Here is a 17,710-nt window from a genome sequence, read left to right as displayed (position 1 = left end):
GGAAGTGGGCTCCATCGGAGTCGTCTACGACAGCGGGTACGGCCACACCGCCGCCCAAGCCAGGGCGGTGGGAGAAGGCGCCGCCGCGGTCACGGGCATCGACGTCGCCCTGTATTTCGCCGAGGAGGTCGCTGCCGATCCCCATCGGCTCGACCGGTGTGACGCCTTGATCTTCGGCACCCCGACCTACATGGGCAGCGGTTCGGCCGTGTTCAAGACGTTCATGGAGGCCAGCTCGAAGATCTGGCTGGCCCAGGGCTGGAAGGGCAAGCTGGCCGCGGGGTTCACCAACTCCAGTGGCCACTCCGGGGACAAGCTCAACACCCTCACCCAGCTCTGGCTCTTCGCCATGCAGCACGGGATGGTCTGGGCCGGACTCGGCCTGCTGGACGGCAACGGACGCAGCACGGGGTCCGACGCCGAGCTGAACCGGCTCGGCGCCTACGCCGGCGCCATGGCACAGTCCAATTCGGACCAGGGTCTGGAAGGCATGCAGGACAGCGATTTGCGCACGGCGTCCGTATTGGGCGAGCGCGTCGCCCGCTTCGCCCTTTCGTGGCAGGGAGGTGGCCAGTGAAGATCCTCGTGATCGGCGGCGGGCCCGCCGGCCTCTTCTTCTCCCTGCTCGTGCAACGAGCCCTGCCGGGTGCTGCGATCCACGTCCGGGAGCGCAACCCACACGGGGTGACGTATGGCTGGGGTGTGGCGTTCACCGAGAATGCGGCCGACGCGCTCCGGCCGGCCGCGCCGGACGTGATCGGCGCGCTCACCGCCGGCACCCGTCACGACCGGATGGTCATCAGCCTGGACGGCGTCGATGTGCCGGTGCAGGTCGGGGGCAGCCACCTCAACGCCCGCTGGTCGCTGCTGGCCACGCTGGAGAAGTTCGCCCGCGAGGCCGGGGTCACCATCGAGCACGACTGCGAAGCGGCGGTGACCGAAAGCGACCTCGCCGACTGGGACCTCGTGATCGGCGCCGACGGCGTCAACAGCGTGACCCGCGAACGCTTCGCCGAGCATTTCCGGCCCAGCACCGAGCTCGGCGGCAACTGGCTGGCCTGGTACGGCACCCCGAAGTCCTTCCCGCCGTCGATCATCCTTCAAAACAGCGAGCACGGCGTACTCATGGTCCACGCCTCCGGGTTCTCGGCCGAGCTGAGCAACTTCACGGTGGAGGTCGGCCAGGAGACCTTCGACCGGCTCGGTTTCGCCGACATGACCGAGGACGAGTCACGGGCACTGTGCGAGCGGCTGTTCGCCGACTCGCTGGACGGCGCTCCACTGCGGAGCAACCACTCCCCTTGGTTCCGGACGAACTTCGTGCGCTGTGCACAGTGGACACACCGGAACCTCGTGCTGATCGGGGACGCCTTGCACACCGTCCACCCGTCGATCGGGTCTGGCACCCGGTTCGCGATGCGTGACGCTGTGTACCTCACGGAGGCCCTGGCCGGCGCCCGGTGGGACGTCGAGGTCGGGCTCAAGGAGTTCGAGCGGGTGCGCAAGCCCGTCGCGGACGCCTTCCAGGCCGCCGCGAGGCGGAGCATCGCCTGGTATGAGGGTCTGCCGTCCCGGACCATCACCCACCCCACCAAGTTCGCGCTCGAATACCTGATGCGCACGGGCCGCGTCTCCTACCGTGACTTCCGGCGGGAGAACCGCGACGTCGTGCTCGGCTACGAACGCGACCTCCGGTGACCGCCACGCCGCACGAGGAGAGACACGCGATGACGCTTGCTCCCGAGAAACTCGTTCGCTACCCGGCCGAGGTCGAGGCTCGCTACGTCCGCGACGGGCTGTGGGAATCGGCCACCATCGCCGAGCACCTGCACGACGTCGCGCGGGACCACGGCGACCGGGAGGCCTTGATCTGCGGTGACACCCGGTTGACCTTCGCCGAGCTGGACCGCATCAGCGATCAACGCGCCGCGGGCCTGCACCGGCTCGGGCTGGAGCCGGGCGGGGCCGTCCTCCTGCAGGTCCACAACACCGCCAACACGGTCGTCGCCTGGTACGCCCTGCTCAAGGCCGGGCTGGTGCCCGTGTGCACGCTCCCGGTGCACCGCGGGCACGAGATCGGCGAGATCGCGCGGCAGACCCGCCCAGTCGCGCACGTCGTCGCGGCCCGCGATCCCCGCTTCGACCTCGTCGGCTTCGCTTTCGACCAAGCCGACGCAGCCGGCGCGGAGCGCACGGTCCTGGTCTCCGACGGCCCCGCCGACGACCCCCGGGCCGTCGAGCTGGACTCACTCGGCGACGACGTCGACGCGGCCGAGGCCCGCAAGGTCGTCGAAGGCATTCAGGCGGGACTCGGCAGGCAATCACTCGCCGCGTTCCAGCTGTCCGGCGGCACCACCGGGGTGCCCAAGGTGATCCCCTGCCTGCAGGCGCCGTACTGGCACTACGGCGCGAGCCTCGCCCGCGCCATGGGCTGGGGGTCTGGGGACCGCGTCGCGTTCCTGATGCCCATCGTGCACAACGCGGGCATCATCATCGGCCTGCAGGGCCCGCACAGCGTCGGAGCCACCCTCGTGCTCGGCGTTCCCGACGCCGCGGCCGCGCTCGACCTCGTCGTCCGCACCGGGGCCACCGACGTCCTGCTCGGCCCCTTCGCCTTCGACCTGGCCCTGGACCCGGGCCTGACCGCCGCGACCGCGTTGCGGCGGGTGCTCTTCAGCGGCAAGAAGGTCCCCGGCCGGCACATGGCGGCGCTGGCCGAGCAGGGGATCTGGGGCGGGCAGATCTTCGGGATGAGCGAGGGACTCTGCCTCACCACCCCGCTCGACTTCCCGCTCGACGCCCGGGCGGCCAGTGTCGGGGTGCCGATCTCGCCCGCGGACGAGATCCGGCTGTACGAACCGGGAACCGAGCAAGAGGTGCCTCCGGGCGAGGTGGGCGAGCTGTGTGCCCGCGGCCCGTACACCCTGCACGGCTACTACGACGCGGCCGAGCACAATCGTCGGGCCTTCACCGCCGACGGCTTCTACCGCACCGGTGACCTCCTGGCCGAGCGGACGATCGCCGGAGTCCGGTGCTACACCGTCGAAGGCCGCATCAAGAACATGATCAGCCGAGGCGGCGAGAAGATCAACACCGAGGAGGTCGAGCTCCTCCTCGCCTCCCACGACGCGATCGCCGAGGCGGCCCTGGTGTCGATGCCGGACCCGCGGCTGGGGGAACGGGCCTGTGCCTTCGTCGTCACCCGCGACGGCCGGGAGATCGGCCTCGCCGAAGTCCGCGTCCACTTCGCCCGTCTCGAGGTCGCGAAGTACAAGTGGCCGGAGCGGGTGGTGGTGCTTCCGGAGCTGCCGCGGGTGAGCGAGGTCGGGAAGGTCGACCGCCGTCGCCTGCGAAAGCTCGCGGAAACGCTCGGCGTCGAGCCCGGGTAGCGAACGGAGGACCCGCGATGACGACCCCGGTACCCCTGCACCGGCACACACGGCTGCGGACGACCGACGTCGGCGAGGCCGAGTCCACGTGCGGACAAGTGATGTCCGCGCACCGGCTGCGGGTGGCCAGGCCCGCGGAGTTCGGCGCCCGGCTGCACACCGTGGCCATCGGCTCGTCAACGCTGCTGTACGCGGTGTACCGCGGCGACACGGAGGTGACCGCGCTCGCGCCGATGGAGTACTACACGCTCCAGCTCGTCCTGAGTGGAGCGATGGACGTCGTCACCGACGCCGGCCGCCACCGGGCCGAAGCCGGACAGGCGTGCGTCGTCTCGCCCGGCGAACGGCTGCGGCTGCGTTTCGCGCCCGGCACCGTGCAGATCGCGGCGAAAGTGCCCCGGGAAGTCGTCGAACTGGGGTACTCCCGGCTCGGCGGCGAGCCGGGAGCCCGGCCGGCGTTCGGGCTGGCGGTGCCCGGCGGCTCGCCCTGGCCCGGGCTGCTGGGGCGCGCGGTGGCCACAGTGGACCGCTTCGACTCGGGCATCCTGCCGCCGGCAGCCGGGCTCGAGCTGGAGCGGACGCTCGTCACCGCGCTCCTGCTCTCCCAGCCCCACGACCACGACCACACGGTGTTCCGCGGCGGCAGTGCCCGCGGGTACCGCGCCGCCGGCCTCGCCGCCGACGCGCTCAAGGCGGATCCGGCGTCGCCGGCCACACCCGGGGAACTGGCCAGCGCCGCGGGCGTGAGCCTGCGCACCCTGCAGGAAGGCTTCCGGTCCCGGTTCGGCACCACGGTGACCGCGTACCACCGCGAGCTGCGGCTGGAACGCGCACACCGGATGCTGTCGGCCGCCGAGGAGACCGTCTCCGACATCGCCACGGCGTGCGGGTTCCTCCACTTCGGACGCTTTGCCCGGGAGTACCGCCTGCGTTACGGCGTCACGCCCTCGGCCACGCTGCACGCTTCGCGCGCCGCGGACAGGCCCGCGCGAAGCGGATAGCCCGCGCGAATCGTCCCGGCGAGACTGTGCACACCGTCAGCGCAGACGAAGGAGCCGTGATGACCAACCGAATTACCGCCTTCGACCACCTCGACGGCACACTATCCACTTCGGACATCCGCCGGGCGCACGCGGAGCTGCGCGAGGCCTGCCCGGTCGCGCACAGCGAGCGGCACGGCGGATTCGACATCGTGACCCGCTACGAGCACGTGCGCGCCGCGCTGACCGACCCGGGGGCGTTCTCCTCGGCGGACGGGGTGCACATCCCCTCGAACGACCTGCTGCCGCCGGTCCCCGCGCTCGAGTTCGACGAGCCCGAACACTCCGAGTGGCGCAAAGCCCTCGACGGCCCGCTGACGCCGCGGGCCGTGCGCGCGTTCGAGCCGGTCATCACCGAGGTGGTCGACCTGCTGATCGACGACTTCGCGACCGCCGGCCGGGCCGACCTGGTCGAGCACCTCACCGAGCCGCTGCCGGCGATCGTGATCGGGCGGATGATCGGCCTGGACCAGGCCGAAGCGGTGCAGGCCCGCGCCGTCGCCGCGGCGTTGTTCGCCGCACTGGGCTCCGCGGAGTTCCCGGCGCGGTTCGCCGAGTTCTCCGACCACACCGGGCGCTGGCTCGCGGACCGGCGGGAGCGTCCCCGGGACGACCTGCTCACCGAACTGGCGAGCGGTGTCGTGGCGGGCAAGGAGCTCGACGAGGCCGGCGCCACCGGGCTGGTGCTGGCCTACATCGTCGGCGGTCACCACTCGACGGGCTCCGCACTCGGCGGCCTCATCCGGCACGTGCTGACCGTGCCCGGGCTCCGGGACGAGCTCCTCGCCGACCGGGCCGGGCTGCCCCGGGTGATCGAAGAAAGCCTGCGGCTGACCACCCCGCTGCAGCTGTTCGCGCGCACGCTCCGGTGCCCGGTCCGGATCGGCGAACAGGACCTCGCGGCGGGTGGCCGCGTGCTGCTCGACCTCGCGGCTGCCAACCGGGATCCGCGGGAATTCGGCGACCCGGAGGAGTTCGACCGCAGCCGAAGCCGTAACCGGCACCTCAGTTTCGGCGCGGGGCCGCATGTGTGCCAGGGCCAGCACCTCGCCCGCGCCGAGCTCCGGATCGCCCTCGGCCGCCTCCTCGACCGGCTGCCGGACCTCCGGCTCGACGGGGACCCGGTCGAGAGCGGCCTGGTCGGCGGCTCCCTGATGACCCACCTCGCGCTCCCCGTCACCTTCACCCCGGAGACCACCGCATGAGCGGCTCCGTGGAAGTCCGGCTCGCCGTCGGCCGGCGCCGGACCGTCGCGCTCGACGTGGCCGAGTTCGAGCTGCGCCTTCCAGACGGCGGCGAACTGCCGGAATGGCGGCCCGGCGCCCACATCGACGTGGTGACCGGAGCCGGGTCCGTCCGCCAGTACTCGCTGTGCGGTGACCCCGGCGACCGCACCCGCTACCGGATCGCCGTGCTGCGGCAGGCCGACGGCCGCGGCGGCTCGGCCTGGTTGCACGACCGGCTCCGCGAAGGCGACCGGATCGTCGTCAGCGGCCCCCGCAACCACTTCCCGCTCGAACAGTCGTCCCGGTTCGTGTTCCTCGCGGGCGGAATCGGGATCACGCCGCTGCTGCCGATGATCCGCGCGGCGGCCCGGTCCGGTGCCGAGTGGACACTGCACTACGGCGGCCGGACCCGGGCCTCGATGGCTTACGTCGACGAACTCCGGGCCGTCGACACCGACCGGGTGCACCTGGTGCCCTTCGACGAGTACGGCCTGATCGACCTCGAGTCGGCCCTCGACGCCGCGGGCCGGCAGGCGTGCGTCTACTGCTGTGGGCCCGAGCCGCTGATCCGCGCGGCCGAGACGAAGTGCGCTCGCCGCGGTATGCGTCTGCGCACGGAACGGTTTTCGCCCAAGGAGATCGACGCGCCCGCGGACTCGCCGTTCACCGTGCGCATCGCCTCGACCGGGGCCGAGCTGATGGTGCCCGCCGGCCGGTCGATCGTCGACGTGCTGGCCGAGGCGGGTGTCGACGTGCTGACCTCGTGCGAGGAAGGCACCTGCGGCACCTGCGAAACGACCGTCCTCGGCGGCCGTCCGGACCACCGGGATTCGATCCTGACCGAGGAGGAGCGGTCAGCGGGCGACCGGATCCTGCCGTGCGTCTCCCGGTCTTCCACGCCCCAGCTCGTCCTCGGCCTCTGACCGACCCCTTCCGGAGGACAACGATGTCCAGACGCCTGTCCGCCCGTCCCCGGCGGGTCGCCCTCGCCGGGCTGATCGGCACGACCATCGAGTGGTACGACTTCTTCGTCTACGCCCTCGCCGCGACGCTCGTCTTCGGCCCGCAGTTCTTCCCCAGCTCGTCCGCCGTGGCGAGCAACCTCGCCGCGCTGTCGACGTTCGCCATCGGTTTCGTCGCCCGGCCGGTCGGCGGCGCGCTCATCGGCCACTTCGGCGATCGGGTCGGCCGCAAGCGCATGCTCGTGGTGTCCCTGCTCGTCATGGGCGCCGGCACCGCGCTGATCGGCCTGCTGCCGACCTACGCCACGATCGGCGTCACGGCTCCGATCCTGCTCGTGCTGGTCCGCGTCACCCAGGGACTGGCCGTCGGCGGCGAATGGGGCGGCGCGACGCTGCTCGCCCTGGAACACGCCCGCACCCCGGCGCAGCGCATCCTGCTCAGCTCGCTGCCGCAGGTGGGACTGCCGCTCGGCGTGGTGTTGTCCAGCCTGGTGTTCCTGGTCGTCCGGACCGGCACCGGTGACGAGGGCTTCCTGAGCTGGGGGTGGCGCATCCCGTTCCTCGCGAGCGCCGCCCTGGTCCTCCTCGGACTGGTGATCAGGCTCAAGCTGGCCGAGAGCCCCGAGTTCGAGCGCATCCGGCCCACCGCCCGCCGGGCGCCGATCGTCGATGTGCTGCGCGCTCCGCGGATCTGGATCCCCGCCTCCGGCATCACCATCGGCAGCTCGACGCTGGGGAACCTCCTGCTCGCGTTCGTGCTGAGCTACGCCGCGCGGGCGAAGTTGTTCACCGCGTCGACGATGCTGACCGTCACGGTCGTGGCGGCCCTCTTCTGGTGCGCGGCACTCCCCCTCGGCGCCCTGCTCGCCGGCCGCCTCGGCCGCCGACGGGTCCTCGTCATCGGCACCGTGGGCATCACCGTCTGGGCCTACCCGTACTTCGCGCTGGTCGAGTCCGGGTCCCTCATTGGTCTGCTCATCGGGTCGATCGTCGCCGCGCTGTGCATCGCGGTGGCGACGGGGCCGTACGGCGCCTACCTCAGCGAAGCGTTCCCGGCCGAGATCCGGTACAGCGGCGCGTCGATCGCGTACGGCATCGGCGGCGTGCTCGGCGGCGCGGTCGCTCCCCTCGTCGCCACCCTGCTCGTCGGCCGCGGTCTCACCGCCGTCGCGGCCTATGTCGCGCTTGCTTCCGTCGTCAGCCTCGTCGCGGTGCTCACCCTCCGCAGTCCGCACCCGGCGACGTTGAACATCGAGGCACCCGCCACCTCCGCCGAGGACGGGCCGGTGTAGCACCTGGCCGGATGCCGGGGACGTGCCGTGCTGGGTTCGTCGTCGCCAAGGTCAGGGCTCCCAGGCCGAACGACGTCTTCGCCCGCACGGTGCCGGGCGCTGTCCAGCCGATCGGTCAGCGCCTCGGTCTCGGCAACACCACCCTCGGCTGCGACCTCGCCGTCCGCGATCAGCAAACAGCTCACCCGGACAGGCCACCGGTCTGCACTGAATCGAGTTGAACGCCCCGTAGTCGGCCCGCCGGGCGGGCCGACCACGGAAGCGTCACCAGTTGGCGTGCCGCGACGCCGATTGGTCTGTGTACGAGGCCCCCGTCGGCGGGGTCGGTGTGTCTGCGCCGCCCGGGCTGTCCACGCCAGCGGGCCTGTTCGCCCCCTCTCGACCACCGATCTGGCTCCGCATATTCGCGATCCAGCCCTGCCACCGGTCCTGCGCCGGCTTGATCAGGCCGCCGCCGAAGCCGACCACGATCACACCGCCGATCGTCGCCAGCACCGCGATCAGCACCGGGCCGGTGATCATCGTCGCGACGTTGATCTGGCCGAGCGCCGCGATGATGCCGAACGCCACGATCAGCCAGTAGGCGCCCAGCGCCAGCGGGCGGGCGGCCGGGCGGCCGGACATCGCGGACGAGACGACATCACGCACGACCTTCGCGATCGCCGCGGCGACCACCACCAGCACCAGCGCCACCACGATCCGCGGCAGGAACGCGATGATGTCGTTGAGCAGCTGGCTCACCGGGTTGGTCGGCCCGAACACGCCGAACGCCAGCTGCAGCGCGATCAGCAGGATGAAGTAGTAGACCAGCTTCACCAGGACCCCGGTCGCGTCGATCTTCTGCTGGCCGATCTTTCCGCTCAGCCCGGTTTTCTCGACCAGTTTGCCGAACCCGACTTTCGTGAGGACCAGCCCCAGCGCTTTCGAGACGGCTTTCGCAATCAGCCAGCCGATCAGCAGGATGATCAGGAACCCGATGAATTTCGGCACGAACGTGGCCACCATGGTCCACGCCTGCCCGAGCCCGCCCTTCAGTTGCTCGCCCATATCGACCGCCTTTCCCGTTTGTCATGCACCGATGTTCTTGGCGCGGGTGATGCACCGCATCGTCGAGCAACGGCCGGGGTACCGCAATTCGTGCACTCCCCGTGCAGGGAGCCGAATGACACCGATTGTGCGGCTCGGAGCGCCCGATGTGCATCACCGCCCAAAACTCCACCCAGGCCGCGGCGGCCGATAGCGTTCCCAATCCCGCGCAGTACAGCACCTGTCGCGTGTGTCGAGCAGCCGCACCTGCGTGCTCCCGTTTATCCGTCATCCCCGTTTGGCGCATACCAACAGTCTGGGCGACCCAGCCTGTTCGTCCCGATTCAACTATCACGTGGGTGACCCGCGCGGCGGGCCCCGGACGGGCGGGCTCTGGCCCGCCGAGGCGCGCTGAGCCAGGCGCGTGTCGCTTGGACGAGGTTTCACGCGGCCGACCGTCGCCGGCAAAGTGGCGCCCGATGGCGAGGGCAACTGTGGGGACACAATTCCGCGGTGCGTCGAGGTTGCGGGCGCCTCGTCGACGGTTTGGTGGTGCGGTCATCCGTGTGGGAACGCGGGTCAGGGCACTCAGGATCATGCAGCTCGACGGCCCGTCACGAACCGTGATCCACCGGAGTTCCCCTGTGCAGGGTGTGAGTACGGTCGCGCGGTGAGCAGGGCGGCCCTCAGCCGCCGTAGCCACGCTCCGAACTGCCGCTGTCGTAGGAAGATTCCTCGTACCCGTCCCGGGAACCCTCGTCGTGGCGGCTGCCGGCCGGGGCCTCCTCGCCGCCTCGTTCGTCCGCGGAGGCCGAGTTGTCGTACTCCCGGTTGGAATGCCGGCCATACTCGCCCTCTTGTTGGCCGCCGTATTCGCCACCAGCCTGCTGGTCGCCATATCCGCCATTGCCCTGCAGGCCACCGTATTCGTCGTCCTGCTCACGGCCGGATCCGCCGGCGCGGTCGCTGAAGTCGCCAGCCGGCGCGTCATCGTACGCCGCGTTCTCGTCGCGGTGCTCTCCTTGCCGGTCGTCGCCGAGGAAATCCTTCGCCTTGTCGGCGACCGCGTCGATCTTGTCGGCGTGCTCGCCGAACCGGGATTTCGCGAACTCGGCGGCCTGACCGACGTTGTCGCCGCTCGCGACGTTCTTCAGATCATCGAAGTCGATGCCCATCGAAGCTCCTTCTGATTCATTCGGCCCGGGCCGGGTGAAGCCGCGTGGCCTGGTTGACAGGCTTCATCAAAGCCGCCCGGCACCGGCGCGCAACTCGAGGCGGATGCCTGGGTGAAGAGCGCCACCACGATTCGGCGTGCGACGGCGGCGGAGTTATCCTGCCGCGTTTCGGCGATCGCCGAACCTCGTACATTTCGATCGTTTGACAGACGCGAGGGTGAGGGCAATCCCTCACCTGGGTGGACTTGCCGCGTCTCATCGGCCGGACAAGGCCGGGTCGGAACACGCTACGGGCCTCCGGTTTGCTGGTCGAGGCGTCGCGGAGCCGACCTGGGGTTCGCCGTGGCCGCCGTCAGGTTGTGGTTGCCGCCCGCATCGGTTCGTGTTCGTATCCCTGGCGTCAGCCGACGCGATAAAGTCAAGGGAGCTCAACCTTCATGCGCAGCAAAATTGTCCGGACTGCGGCGGGTGTGGCGATCGTGGCGAGCCTGGTCACCGCGTGCGGCTCGGACGGCACGGCCGGCACCGCATCGTCCGGCCCGAACCTCAACTCCTCCAGCGGTGCCGCCGCATCGTCGGGCGCCGGGGCCCCGGACTCACCGGGGCAAGGTACCGCGGCCGCGGCCCAGCAGGTGAGCACGTCGATCGAGCAGGCGCTCCAGCGATCGCCGATCACCTTCGCTCCGGAGCAAGCCGAATTGACCGCGCAGGCGACGCAAGCGCTCGGCGAAATCGCCAAGGCGTTGCAGGGCAACGCCGTGAAGATCAGTGTCGCCACCCACGCGGGCTACCCCGAAGCAGACAAGGCCAAGACGCTGTCGGAGAAACGCGCCGAGGCGATCACCACCGCCCTCGAAGGGCTGGGAGTGCCGAAGGACCGGGTCGCCCAAGATGCGACCGGAAACGAGAAGGCGCAGGGGGATCAGGCACTGAACACGCAGATCAGCGTCACCCAGTGACCTTGGGCAGGCGGCGGTACTTGTCGTGGTCGTAGCCGCGGTCGGCGCAGAGCCGGCGCGGCTGGCGCCGTGGCTGGCCCACCACGCCGCGGATGGGCGGGATGGCGTCGAGCGATGGACCCAGCCGAGTGACCTCATTGCGATGCCCGCCGGTCAGCGTGACCGCGAGCGGGGTGCCATGGGCGTCGGTGATCAAATGGTGCTTCGAACCAAGTTGGCGGCGATCGACCGGGCTGGGCCCGGCGTGGTCCCCCCCTTTGAGAGCACGCAGATGCGTGGAGTCGACCAGCGCGGCCGACAGGTCCAGCAGCCCAGCGACACGCAGTTCGACGAACAGGCGTTCGTGCAGCTGCTGCCAGACGCCAGCCTCGTGCCACTCGGCCAGCCGCCGCCAGCAGGTGGCCCCGGAGGCGCCGAACAGCGCGTTGGACAGCCGGTTCCACCCGATGCCGGTACGGATCACATACAAGATGCCTTCCAGCGCAGCGCGGTCATCGGCACGCTTGCGACCCGGGTAGCGGAAACGCCGCGGTCGCACCGGAAGGAGCGGCTCCAGTCGCTCCCACAGCTGGTCGGTCAGAACCTCCTCACGCATACCGAGCTTCTGGAAAGGCCCGCAGCCCCAGCAAAGCCGGCACACCGACTCATTCTGAACCGATCACTTAGTCAACCGGAACGCGAGTATCTGTGACGGCATCTCTCTCGAGCCGCCCACACCGGAATCCGGACGGGAAGTGCGCGAGTTTGTGCTGTGCCTGCAATCCGACATCGGCACCAACGCCCCGCCCCAGCTCGCCGCCCGGCTGCTGGACATCCTGGACGGTGCGGGGTTCCACCCGTTCCGCGACGTCTGGCGTAACAGCCCACCCGTCGCGCCGTGCCAGACGTGGATCTCCAGCTGCTACCACATGCACCTGCTCGCCGCGGCCGCCGGCACGACCGGCGGGGCGATGAGCGTCTCCCACGAGTACTACACCCCCAAAGACCGCAGTCTCATCAACCTCGGCCCGGGGTGGACCCTCTCAAACGCGAACGCCCCCGGACCACCGGCGCGGCCTGACGGCGACGGCGGCTTTCCCCTCGCACATACTCCGTCGATTCCGCGTCCTCAAAGCTCGGTCGCCGAGGCGGTCTACGGCACCCAGCCCGCCTTTGGCCTCACGCCTCGGCTGACACTCCGGGTCCGCCGGCCGAGCATCGAAGCGTGACGCCGCGCCCGAAGATGCGGCGGGTATCGCTGCAGGAGCACTGCGAAAACACGGGATGGCGCCGAGCCGCGTTTAGCCTGTGCGCCAGGGTCTTCCGGAGCAGAAGGTACCTACATTGCACGTCGTCGAGCAGTGTTACAGTCGCCGAGCTGCAGGCCAGGTCCGCTCCCGTCGACAGGGGCAAAACCTGGGCTTCGATCATGACCAAAGGACTGGCGCAATGGAAGAAAAGGCTGCGTTCGAGGCGGCCTCTCGACGACGGATCGCGAATGCCAGCCGCAACCTGGCGGGCGCGAAGTCAGCAGCCGACGACGATGTGGTCCGGCTGCACGCAGCGAGACTGGAGGAAGCTTTCGATCTCGCGCTGAGGTTCGCCCTCGACACGAAGCTGCCCCAAGTAGGACGGTCGGCAATCCCCCGGCCCCGTGCAGCGCTGTCGCCGCGATAGTCGCGCCGCCGGGCCGCTTCCGACGACGCGACAAGGCATCCACCTTTCGACCGGTACGTTGTGTGGCTATCGGAGTGCGACGGCGAGGTGTCCGTGAGCTGTCAGCAGCTCAGTGTGACTGTCGTCGGATCGTCCCGCTTGAGACGCGGCGAGAGCGCGACACAGCGCTACCAGTGCCTCGGGTGCCCGCACGGCCAGCACGCGACCGGCCAGGTGGACCATTGGCTCGATTTCGACGATCAACGCTCGCATCGCAGCGGGATCGGGAGCAAGGGTGGCGGCCGCGCCAAGCATGCGCACCCGGGGAAGAAGATCACGCAGGACGTCTCGGTCCCCGGCAAGACCGGCGGTGTCGGAAGTCATCAATTCGTCCAATCCCGGGCCTTCGCGGACTCACCGCAAGGGAACCTTAACTCGCCGTATATCCCGGTGATGTCCAGACAACGTCGGGAAGCCGGTTCGACATCAAGGTCCTGCAGGTGACGCCGAGAATCGTCACTCGAAAGAGTTACCCTTAGCGGGGTACTCGCAGGAAATTTCCCCGAGCTACCACGGCCTGAACAACAGCTGGGCACAATTACTCCATGGACGAGGACCCCCACGTCTCCCCAGTACAGCAAGGTCACGTCGAAATGCCCGACCTGCTTGCCGATGTGTCCACCTAGTCGCAACAAGCGTCGGCTGCACCCGTTTTCCTCCCGACGACTCCGTACACGAACCCCGTTCGGCACCGGCGGTACCAGCCCGAAGGAGCGGCGCGATCCGGTGATCATTTCCCTGTATCGAACGACCTCCCCAGCCGACACAAGTCGGTCGAGCGATCGATATAGCGAGCAGTCACCATGCAAGCGGCTACCCCGCAGCTTCGGCCGACCACAACCGCCGCAACCAGTGCCGCCCCAACCCGAACCGGCGAGCCTCACCCCTTTCCGCCGATGAACGCTGCATCACCGGCAAATGAACACCACCTGACCGGAACACATCCTGAGGCCAACGGGTTCCGGCGGCTGAAGCCGAGTGGCTCACCGCTCCCCTGATCAGCCGTTCGGGTCCCCCACGCGGGGTCGCCCGCGTGGGCTCTCGACTACAACCGGCCGCGCTCGATCACGCAGACTGATCGCATGCACAAGGTAGACGCTACGGCGAAACGACACCCTGCCCGCGGGGCGGGTCGACGCACGCGATGGGCACTGTACGGAGCAGGCATCAGCGGTGCGGTACTGGCAGCCGCCTGGGTCGAATTCTGGGCCGTGATGCACATCTGATCGCCGAGGCATGTTCCCGGGGACAGCACCTATCGCCCTGCAGCTCAATCGGCGAACACGTGAGCCGGACAGGCCGACCGCTCGGACACCGGCATGACGACTGCCGGATCGCGTCGGCGCGAGCGCAGGATCGGCCCAGCATCGTATTCGCGACCGCGTGCGCCCTATCCGGTTGCGGTCTTCGCAGCGCAGAACCTGCACTACGGCAGCGATGCGACCCGACCGGCAGACCGCGGCGTGACACATTCGCACGTGTCGTTCATACCGCTCAGATACCTTGTTGGACACTCCTGCCCCAGCAGAAAGGGGCAACCGCGATGAAGACGGGCGGGCATTCAACCACCAATGCCTCGTTCGAGATCGCCGCTGCCGTATGAGACTTCGCCGCACTCGTCCGCGGCGAATCGGTCGTCGCTCCTGCCTGCAGGCGCGGCCTCGCCGCCATAGCCGGCAACCGTGGCCGGATCGTCGGGTTCGTTGCTGAAGTTGCGGCCGTGGCCGTCTTCCTGCTGACGGCCGGACTCACCGCAGGCCGGTGCGTCGCCCTCACCACGGTGTTCATCCTGCGCCTCGCCGTCGAGATAGCGCTTTGCCTTGTCGGCGACTGTGTCGATTTGGTCGGCGTGCTCACCAAAGCGGGATTTCGCGAACTCGGCCGCCTGATCGACGTTGCGGCCGTTCGCGACACTCTTCAGACTTTCGAAGTCGATACCCATCGGTGCTCCTTCTGGTTCATCGGATCGGTCGACAGGTTCATCAAAGTCGCCCAACGGCGCACTGCAACTCAAGCGGGACTCCTGGGTGAAGAGCGCAGCGACGCGTAGGGCATCGGTGCCGGCGCGGCTATGCTGTCGCGCTTTCCGCGGGCAATCCGGACATCGTTCACTCGGTCGCTTGGTAGGTGCGTGTACCACGATGCTCCCTCATGTGGGTGGATCTGCCGCGCGTTCTCCCTCAGATGAAGCGCGAAGGGAATGTCTTGTGAGCGAAAGGTTTTCCTGGTGGGGGCGTCGCCAGCGCGCTGCGGGGGCGGCTCGGATTGCGCAGTGGCGAGGTCGGCTTGTGGTTGCCGTCGCCACCCCGTCGTGTTCGTATCCCGGCGTCAGTCAACGCGAATCGAACGCAAAGGAAGTTCACTCTTCATGCGCAGCACAGTTGTCCGGACGGTGTTGGGGATGGCAATCGTGGCGAGCCTGGCCACCGCGTGCGGCTCAGGCGGCACCACCAGCACCGCGTCCTCGGGCCCGGACCTAAGCGCATCCAGTGGCGCTGCAGCGTCGTCAGGGGCCGGGGTTCCGGGTTCGCAGGGGCAAGGTGCCGGAGACGCGGTCCAGCGGGCGACCACCTCGATCGAGCAGGCTCTGCAACGATCGCCGATCGCTTTCGAGCCGGAACAAGCCGGGCTGACCGCGCAGGCAACGCAAACGCTCGGCGAGATCGCCAAAGCGCTGCAGGGCAACGCGGTGAAAATCAGCGTTGCCACCCACGCGGGTTACCCCGAGGCGGACAAGGCGAAGACGCTGTCGGTGAAGCGCGCTGAGGCGATCACCTCGGCGCTCGATGGGTTCGGCGTGTCCAAGGACCGTGTCACCCAGGACGCGACCGGCAACGAAAAGGCACGGGGCGACCAGGCACTGGCCACGCAGATCAGCGTCGAGCCGTGACCCTGGGCAGTGGCGTCAGCTGGTTCCGGCCCTCGCCCCAACTGCCGGCCGCCGGGGCGCGCCGCGTGCACTACCTCGTGGGGCCGAGCGGTTATCCCAACTTCGGTGACGAGCTGATCGCCGCGACCTGGCTGCGGTACCTGGCCGACACCGATCCCGATGCCGACGTCTGGCTCGACACCCACTCCCCCGGGCCCGCGCAGCTCCTGCTCGGCGACTTGCATCCCCGGCTGCGGTGCACGGACACGTTGTGGCGGCTGTGCGGTGACGCGCCATCAGGCGAGCCGGCGGACGTGGCGGACTGGGTTGCGGCGGCCGTGTGCGATCCCGGGCTCGCACCGCGGTGGGACGCCGGGATCGAGCTGCTCGGCCGGACCGACGTGGTGCACGTGATCGGCGGCGGCTACCTGAACGCCCTCTGGCCCCGGCACATCGGGCTGATCGCGGGTGTGGCTGCGGCCGCCCGGCGCTCCGGGGCCCGCACCGCCATGACCGGCCAGGGCCTCGTGCCGACCCCGCCCGGCTCGACTGATCTGCTCCGGTCGCTGGCGGAGAACTTCGACGTGGTCGATACGCGCGACGCACAGTCGGCCGAGCTGCTGAACCGGGGCACGACCACCTGCGACGACGTCTTTCTCGAGCTGCCTGCTCCGGCACCCGCAAGGCAAGCCCGGGAGTTCGTGGTGTGCCTGCAGTCCGACATGGGCAGCGCCGCGCCGGACGCCCTCGCCGCCCGGCTGCGGGACGTCCTGCGGGCATGGGGTGTCACCCCTGGTCAGTTGGCGATCGTCGAAGGCATCCCGCGGGTGGATCGCACCGTCGCGGCACTCCTCGAGTCCGAACTGGACGGTGCGGAATTCCACCCGTTCCGCGACGTGTGGCGCCGCGGCCTGCCCTCTGCACCGGGCCAGACCTGGATTTCCAGCCGCTACCACATGCACTTGCTCGCCGCGGCCGCCGGCGCCACCGGCCTCGCCCTCAGCGTCTCCAGCGAGTACTACACGCCCAAGCACCGCAGCCTGATCGACCTCGGCTCCGGCTGGACGTTCTCCGACGCCGGCGACATCGGATCACCGACGCGCCCCGACGGCAGCGGGTTCCCGTCCCATGTTCTGCGTCGATGCCGCGACCTGAAACGCTCGGTCGCCGACGCGGTCTACAGCACCGGGTCCGCGGCCGAACCGGCGATCAAGGCGACGACGCGCCGGCTGACTCTGCGCTCGCGCCGGTCGGCTGCCGGAGGTTGATGCGGCGGGTGGTTCACGCTCGTGGGTCGGGGAAGCGCGGCGGTGGCGGCAGTGGCAGGTTCGGGTCGAGTTCGATCCCGCCGGCGCGCAGCGAGTCGTCGAGAATGCGCCAGATCCAGCCGGCGAGCAGATCGGTGAGCTGCGTCCTCGTGACGCCCCGGGGACTCTCGAGCCATTGCGCAGCACAGGAATCGACCAGGCCGACGACTCCGAAGGAAATGAGTTCGGCGATGCGCGCGTCCAGCTGGAACGCGGTCAGGTAGAACTCGAACACGTGCGTCAGCTGGCGCGCGATGACGGTTTTGACGTCGGCGATGGCGTCCCGGCCTGTGGTCTCGCCGCTCTGTGAATGGCGGGTCAGGTAGCGGTAGAGGTTGCCGTTTCCGGCGAGCCAGCCGGTGTGCGCGTCGACCGCGACGGCGATCATCTGCAGTGCGCTTCCCTGCGGTTCCCACACCGGCAGCAGTGCGGCGGTGATGAGCTCGGTGGCTCGGTCGGCGATCGCCCGCTTCAGGTCGGTCGCGTCGTCGAAGTGCTTGTACAGCTGCGGACGAGCCACGCCGGCGACGTCGGCGACGCGTTCGGTCGACACATCGGGTCCGTGCTCGGCGATCGCCCGCAGCGCCGCGTCGACGAATTCCCGGCGCCGTCGCTCGCGCTGCCCCGCCCAGCGGGCCGCTCGGCCATCACCGGGCTCCGGGGGCGTTGACGTGGACCTCACTACGCCGACCATACCGGGAGCGAGATAGGGGATACACTTCTGCATCTGTTACTTTGAGTCCATATTCATATCGGCCGTGCCGATGTCG

At 69.5% G+C, this 17,710-nt stretch carries 15 protein-coding genes and 1 pseudogene; 11 read left to right on the top strand and 5 right to left on the bottom strand.

Annotation, left to right across the window (positions count from 1 at the left end):
- Nucleotides 1–4 precede the first annotated feature (4 nt).
- From ACZ4TR_RS48705 to ACZ4TR_RS48675, 7 genes are read left to right on the top strand one after another with little or no spacing between them, the layout of a single operon-like run.
- Entirely contained in the window at nt 5–577 is a 573-nt protein-coding gene (locus ACZ4TR_RS48705; RefSeq protein ID WP_465296012.1) for a flavodoxin family protein, read from the top strand.
- The gene (locus ACZ4TR_RS48700) at nt 574–1,698 is read left to right on the top strand and encodes an FAD-dependent monooxygenase (protein ID WP_465296010.1); all 1,125 of its coding nucleotides are present in this window, start codon (nt 574–576) and stop codon (nt 1,696–1,698) included. The genes ACZ4TR_RS48705 and ACZ4TR_RS48700 overlap by 4 nt, the downstream gene beginning before the upstream one ends.
- A 29-nt stretch (nt 1,699–1,727) precedes the next feature.
- On the top strand, nt 1,728–3,389 hold the full coding sequence (locus tag ACZ4TR_RS48695) for an AMP-binding protein (protein WP_465296008.1): 1,662 nt from the start codon (nt 1,728–1,730) through the stop codon (nt 3,387–3,389).
- A 17-nt stretch (nt 3,390–3,406) separates the two neighbouring features.
- Nucleotides 3,407–4,390, top strand: coding sequence for a helix-turn-helix transcriptional regulator (locus ACZ4TR_RS48690; RefSeq protein ID WP_465296006.1), 984 nt, complete (start codon nt 3,407–3,409; stop codon nt 4,388–4,390).
- Between the two features lie 59 nt (nt 4,391–4,449).
- Nucleotides 4,450–5,634 carry a cytochrome P450 gene (locus ACZ4TR_RS48685; protein ID WP_465296004.1) on the top strand — a complete coding sequence of 395 codons (1,185 nt, stop codon included), beginning with the start codon at nt 4,450–4,452 and terminating at the stop codon, nt 5,632–5,634.
- The gene (locus tag ACZ4TR_RS48680) at nt 5,631–6,578 is read left to right on the top strand and encodes a PDR/VanB family oxidoreductase (protein WP_465296002.1); all 948 of its coding nucleotides are present in this window, start codon (nt 5,631–5,633) and stop codon (nt 6,576–6,578) included. Before ACZ4TR_RS48685 ends, ACZ4TR_RS48680 begins: the two co-directional genes overlap by 4 nt.
- Before the next feature lie 23 nt (nt 6,579–6,601).
- Nucleotides 6,602–7,909 (top strand): MFS transporter, encoded by a 1,308-nt coding sequence (locus ACZ4TR_RS48675; protein ID WP_465296000.1) that lies wholly within the window; start codon nt 6,602–6,604, stop codon nt 7,907–7,909.
- A gap of 264 nt (nt 7,910–8,173) precedes the next feature.
- Here ACZ4TR_RS48675 and ACZ4TR_RS48670 read toward each other — a convergent pair whose 3' ends face one another.
- Both ACZ4TR_RS48670 and ACZ4TR_RS48665 read right to left on the bottom strand, forming a co-directional pair.
- A complete protein-coding gene (locus tag ACZ4TR_RS48670) occupies nt 8,174–8,956 on the bottom strand; it encodes a mechanosensitive ion channel family protein (RefSeq protein WP_465295998.1) in 783 nt (260 codons plus the stop codon).
- Between the two features lie 665 nt (nt 8,957–9,621).
- Nucleotides 9,622–10,110 (bottom strand): Rv0909 family putative TA system antitoxin, encoded by a 489-nt coding sequence (locus tag ACZ4TR_RS48665; protein ID WP_465295996.1) that lies wholly within the window; start codon nt 10,108–10,110, stop codon nt 9,622–9,624.
- 437 nt (nt 10,111–10,547) lie between these two features.
- On the opposite strand from ACZ4TR_RS48665, the gene ACZ4TR_RS48660 reads away from it, so the two are divergent.
- Nucleotides 10,548–11,069 carry an OmpA family protein gene (locus tag ACZ4TR_RS48660; RefSeq protein WP_465295994.1) on the top strand — a complete coding sequence of 174 codons (522 nt, stop codon included), beginning with the start codon at nt 10,548–10,550 and terminating at the stop codon, nt 11,067–11,069.
- Here ACZ4TR_RS48660 and ACZ4TR_RS48655 read toward each other — a convergent pair.
- Nucleotides 11,062–11,664 (bottom strand): annotated as a pseudogene (locus ACZ4TR_RS48655) (IS5 family transposase); the annotation flags it as partial. The gene ACZ4TR_RS48660 and the pseudogene ACZ4TR_RS48655 overlap by 8 nt on opposite strands.
- A gap of 139 nt (nt 11,665–11,803) precedes the next feature.
- Here ACZ4TR_RS48655 and ACZ4TR_RS48650 point away from each other — a divergent pair.
- Nucleotides 11,804–12,277, top strand: a complete 474-nt coding sequence (locus tag ACZ4TR_RS48650; protein ID WP_465295992.1) for a hypothetical protein — start codon at nt 11,804–11,806, stop codon at nt 12,275–12,277.
- Between the two features lie 2,048 nt (nt 12,278–14,325).
- On the opposite strand, the gene ACZ4TR_RS48645 is transcribed toward ACZ4TR_RS48650, so the two are convergent.
- Entirely contained in the window at nt 14,326–14,706 is a 381-nt protein-coding gene (locus ACZ4TR_RS48645; protein WP_465295990.1) for an antitoxin, read from the bottom strand.
- A 459-nt stretch (nt 14,707–15,165) separates the two neighbouring features.
- On the opposite strand from ACZ4TR_RS48645, the gene ACZ4TR_RS48640 reads away from it, so the two are divergent.
- Both ACZ4TR_RS48640 and ACZ4TR_RS48635 read left to right on the top strand, forming a co-directional pair.
- Entirely contained in the window at nt 15,166–15,654 is a 489-nt protein-coding gene (locus tag ACZ4TR_RS48640; protein ID WP_465295988.1) for an OmpA family protein, read from the top strand.
- Nucleotides 15,651–16,901: a polysaccharide pyruvyl transferase family protein gene (locus ACZ4TR_RS48635; protein ID WP_465295986.1), complete on the top strand. Its 1,251-nt coding sequence runs from the start codon at nt 15,651–15,653 to the stop codon at nt 16,899–16,901. The genes ACZ4TR_RS48640 and ACZ4TR_RS48635 overlap by 4 nt, the downstream gene beginning before the upstream one ends.
- Before the next feature lie 13 nt (nt 16,902–16,914).
- On the opposite strand, the gene ACZ4TR_RS48630 is transcribed toward ACZ4TR_RS48635, so the two are convergent.
- The gene (locus tag ACZ4TR_RS48630) at nt 16,915–17,622 is read right to left on the bottom strand and encodes a TetR/AcrR family transcriptional regulator (protein ID WP_465295984.1); all 708 of its coding nucleotides are present in this window, start codon (nt 17,620–17,622) and stop codon (nt 16,915–16,917) included.
- Nucleotides 17,623–17,710: the final 88 nt, after the last annotated feature.

It is taken from the genome of Amycolatopsis sp. NPDC028719, from assembly GCF_055565395.1.
Note: the sequence above shows the minus strand (reverse complement) of the source record. Positions and strands in the feature narration are given on the sequence as shown.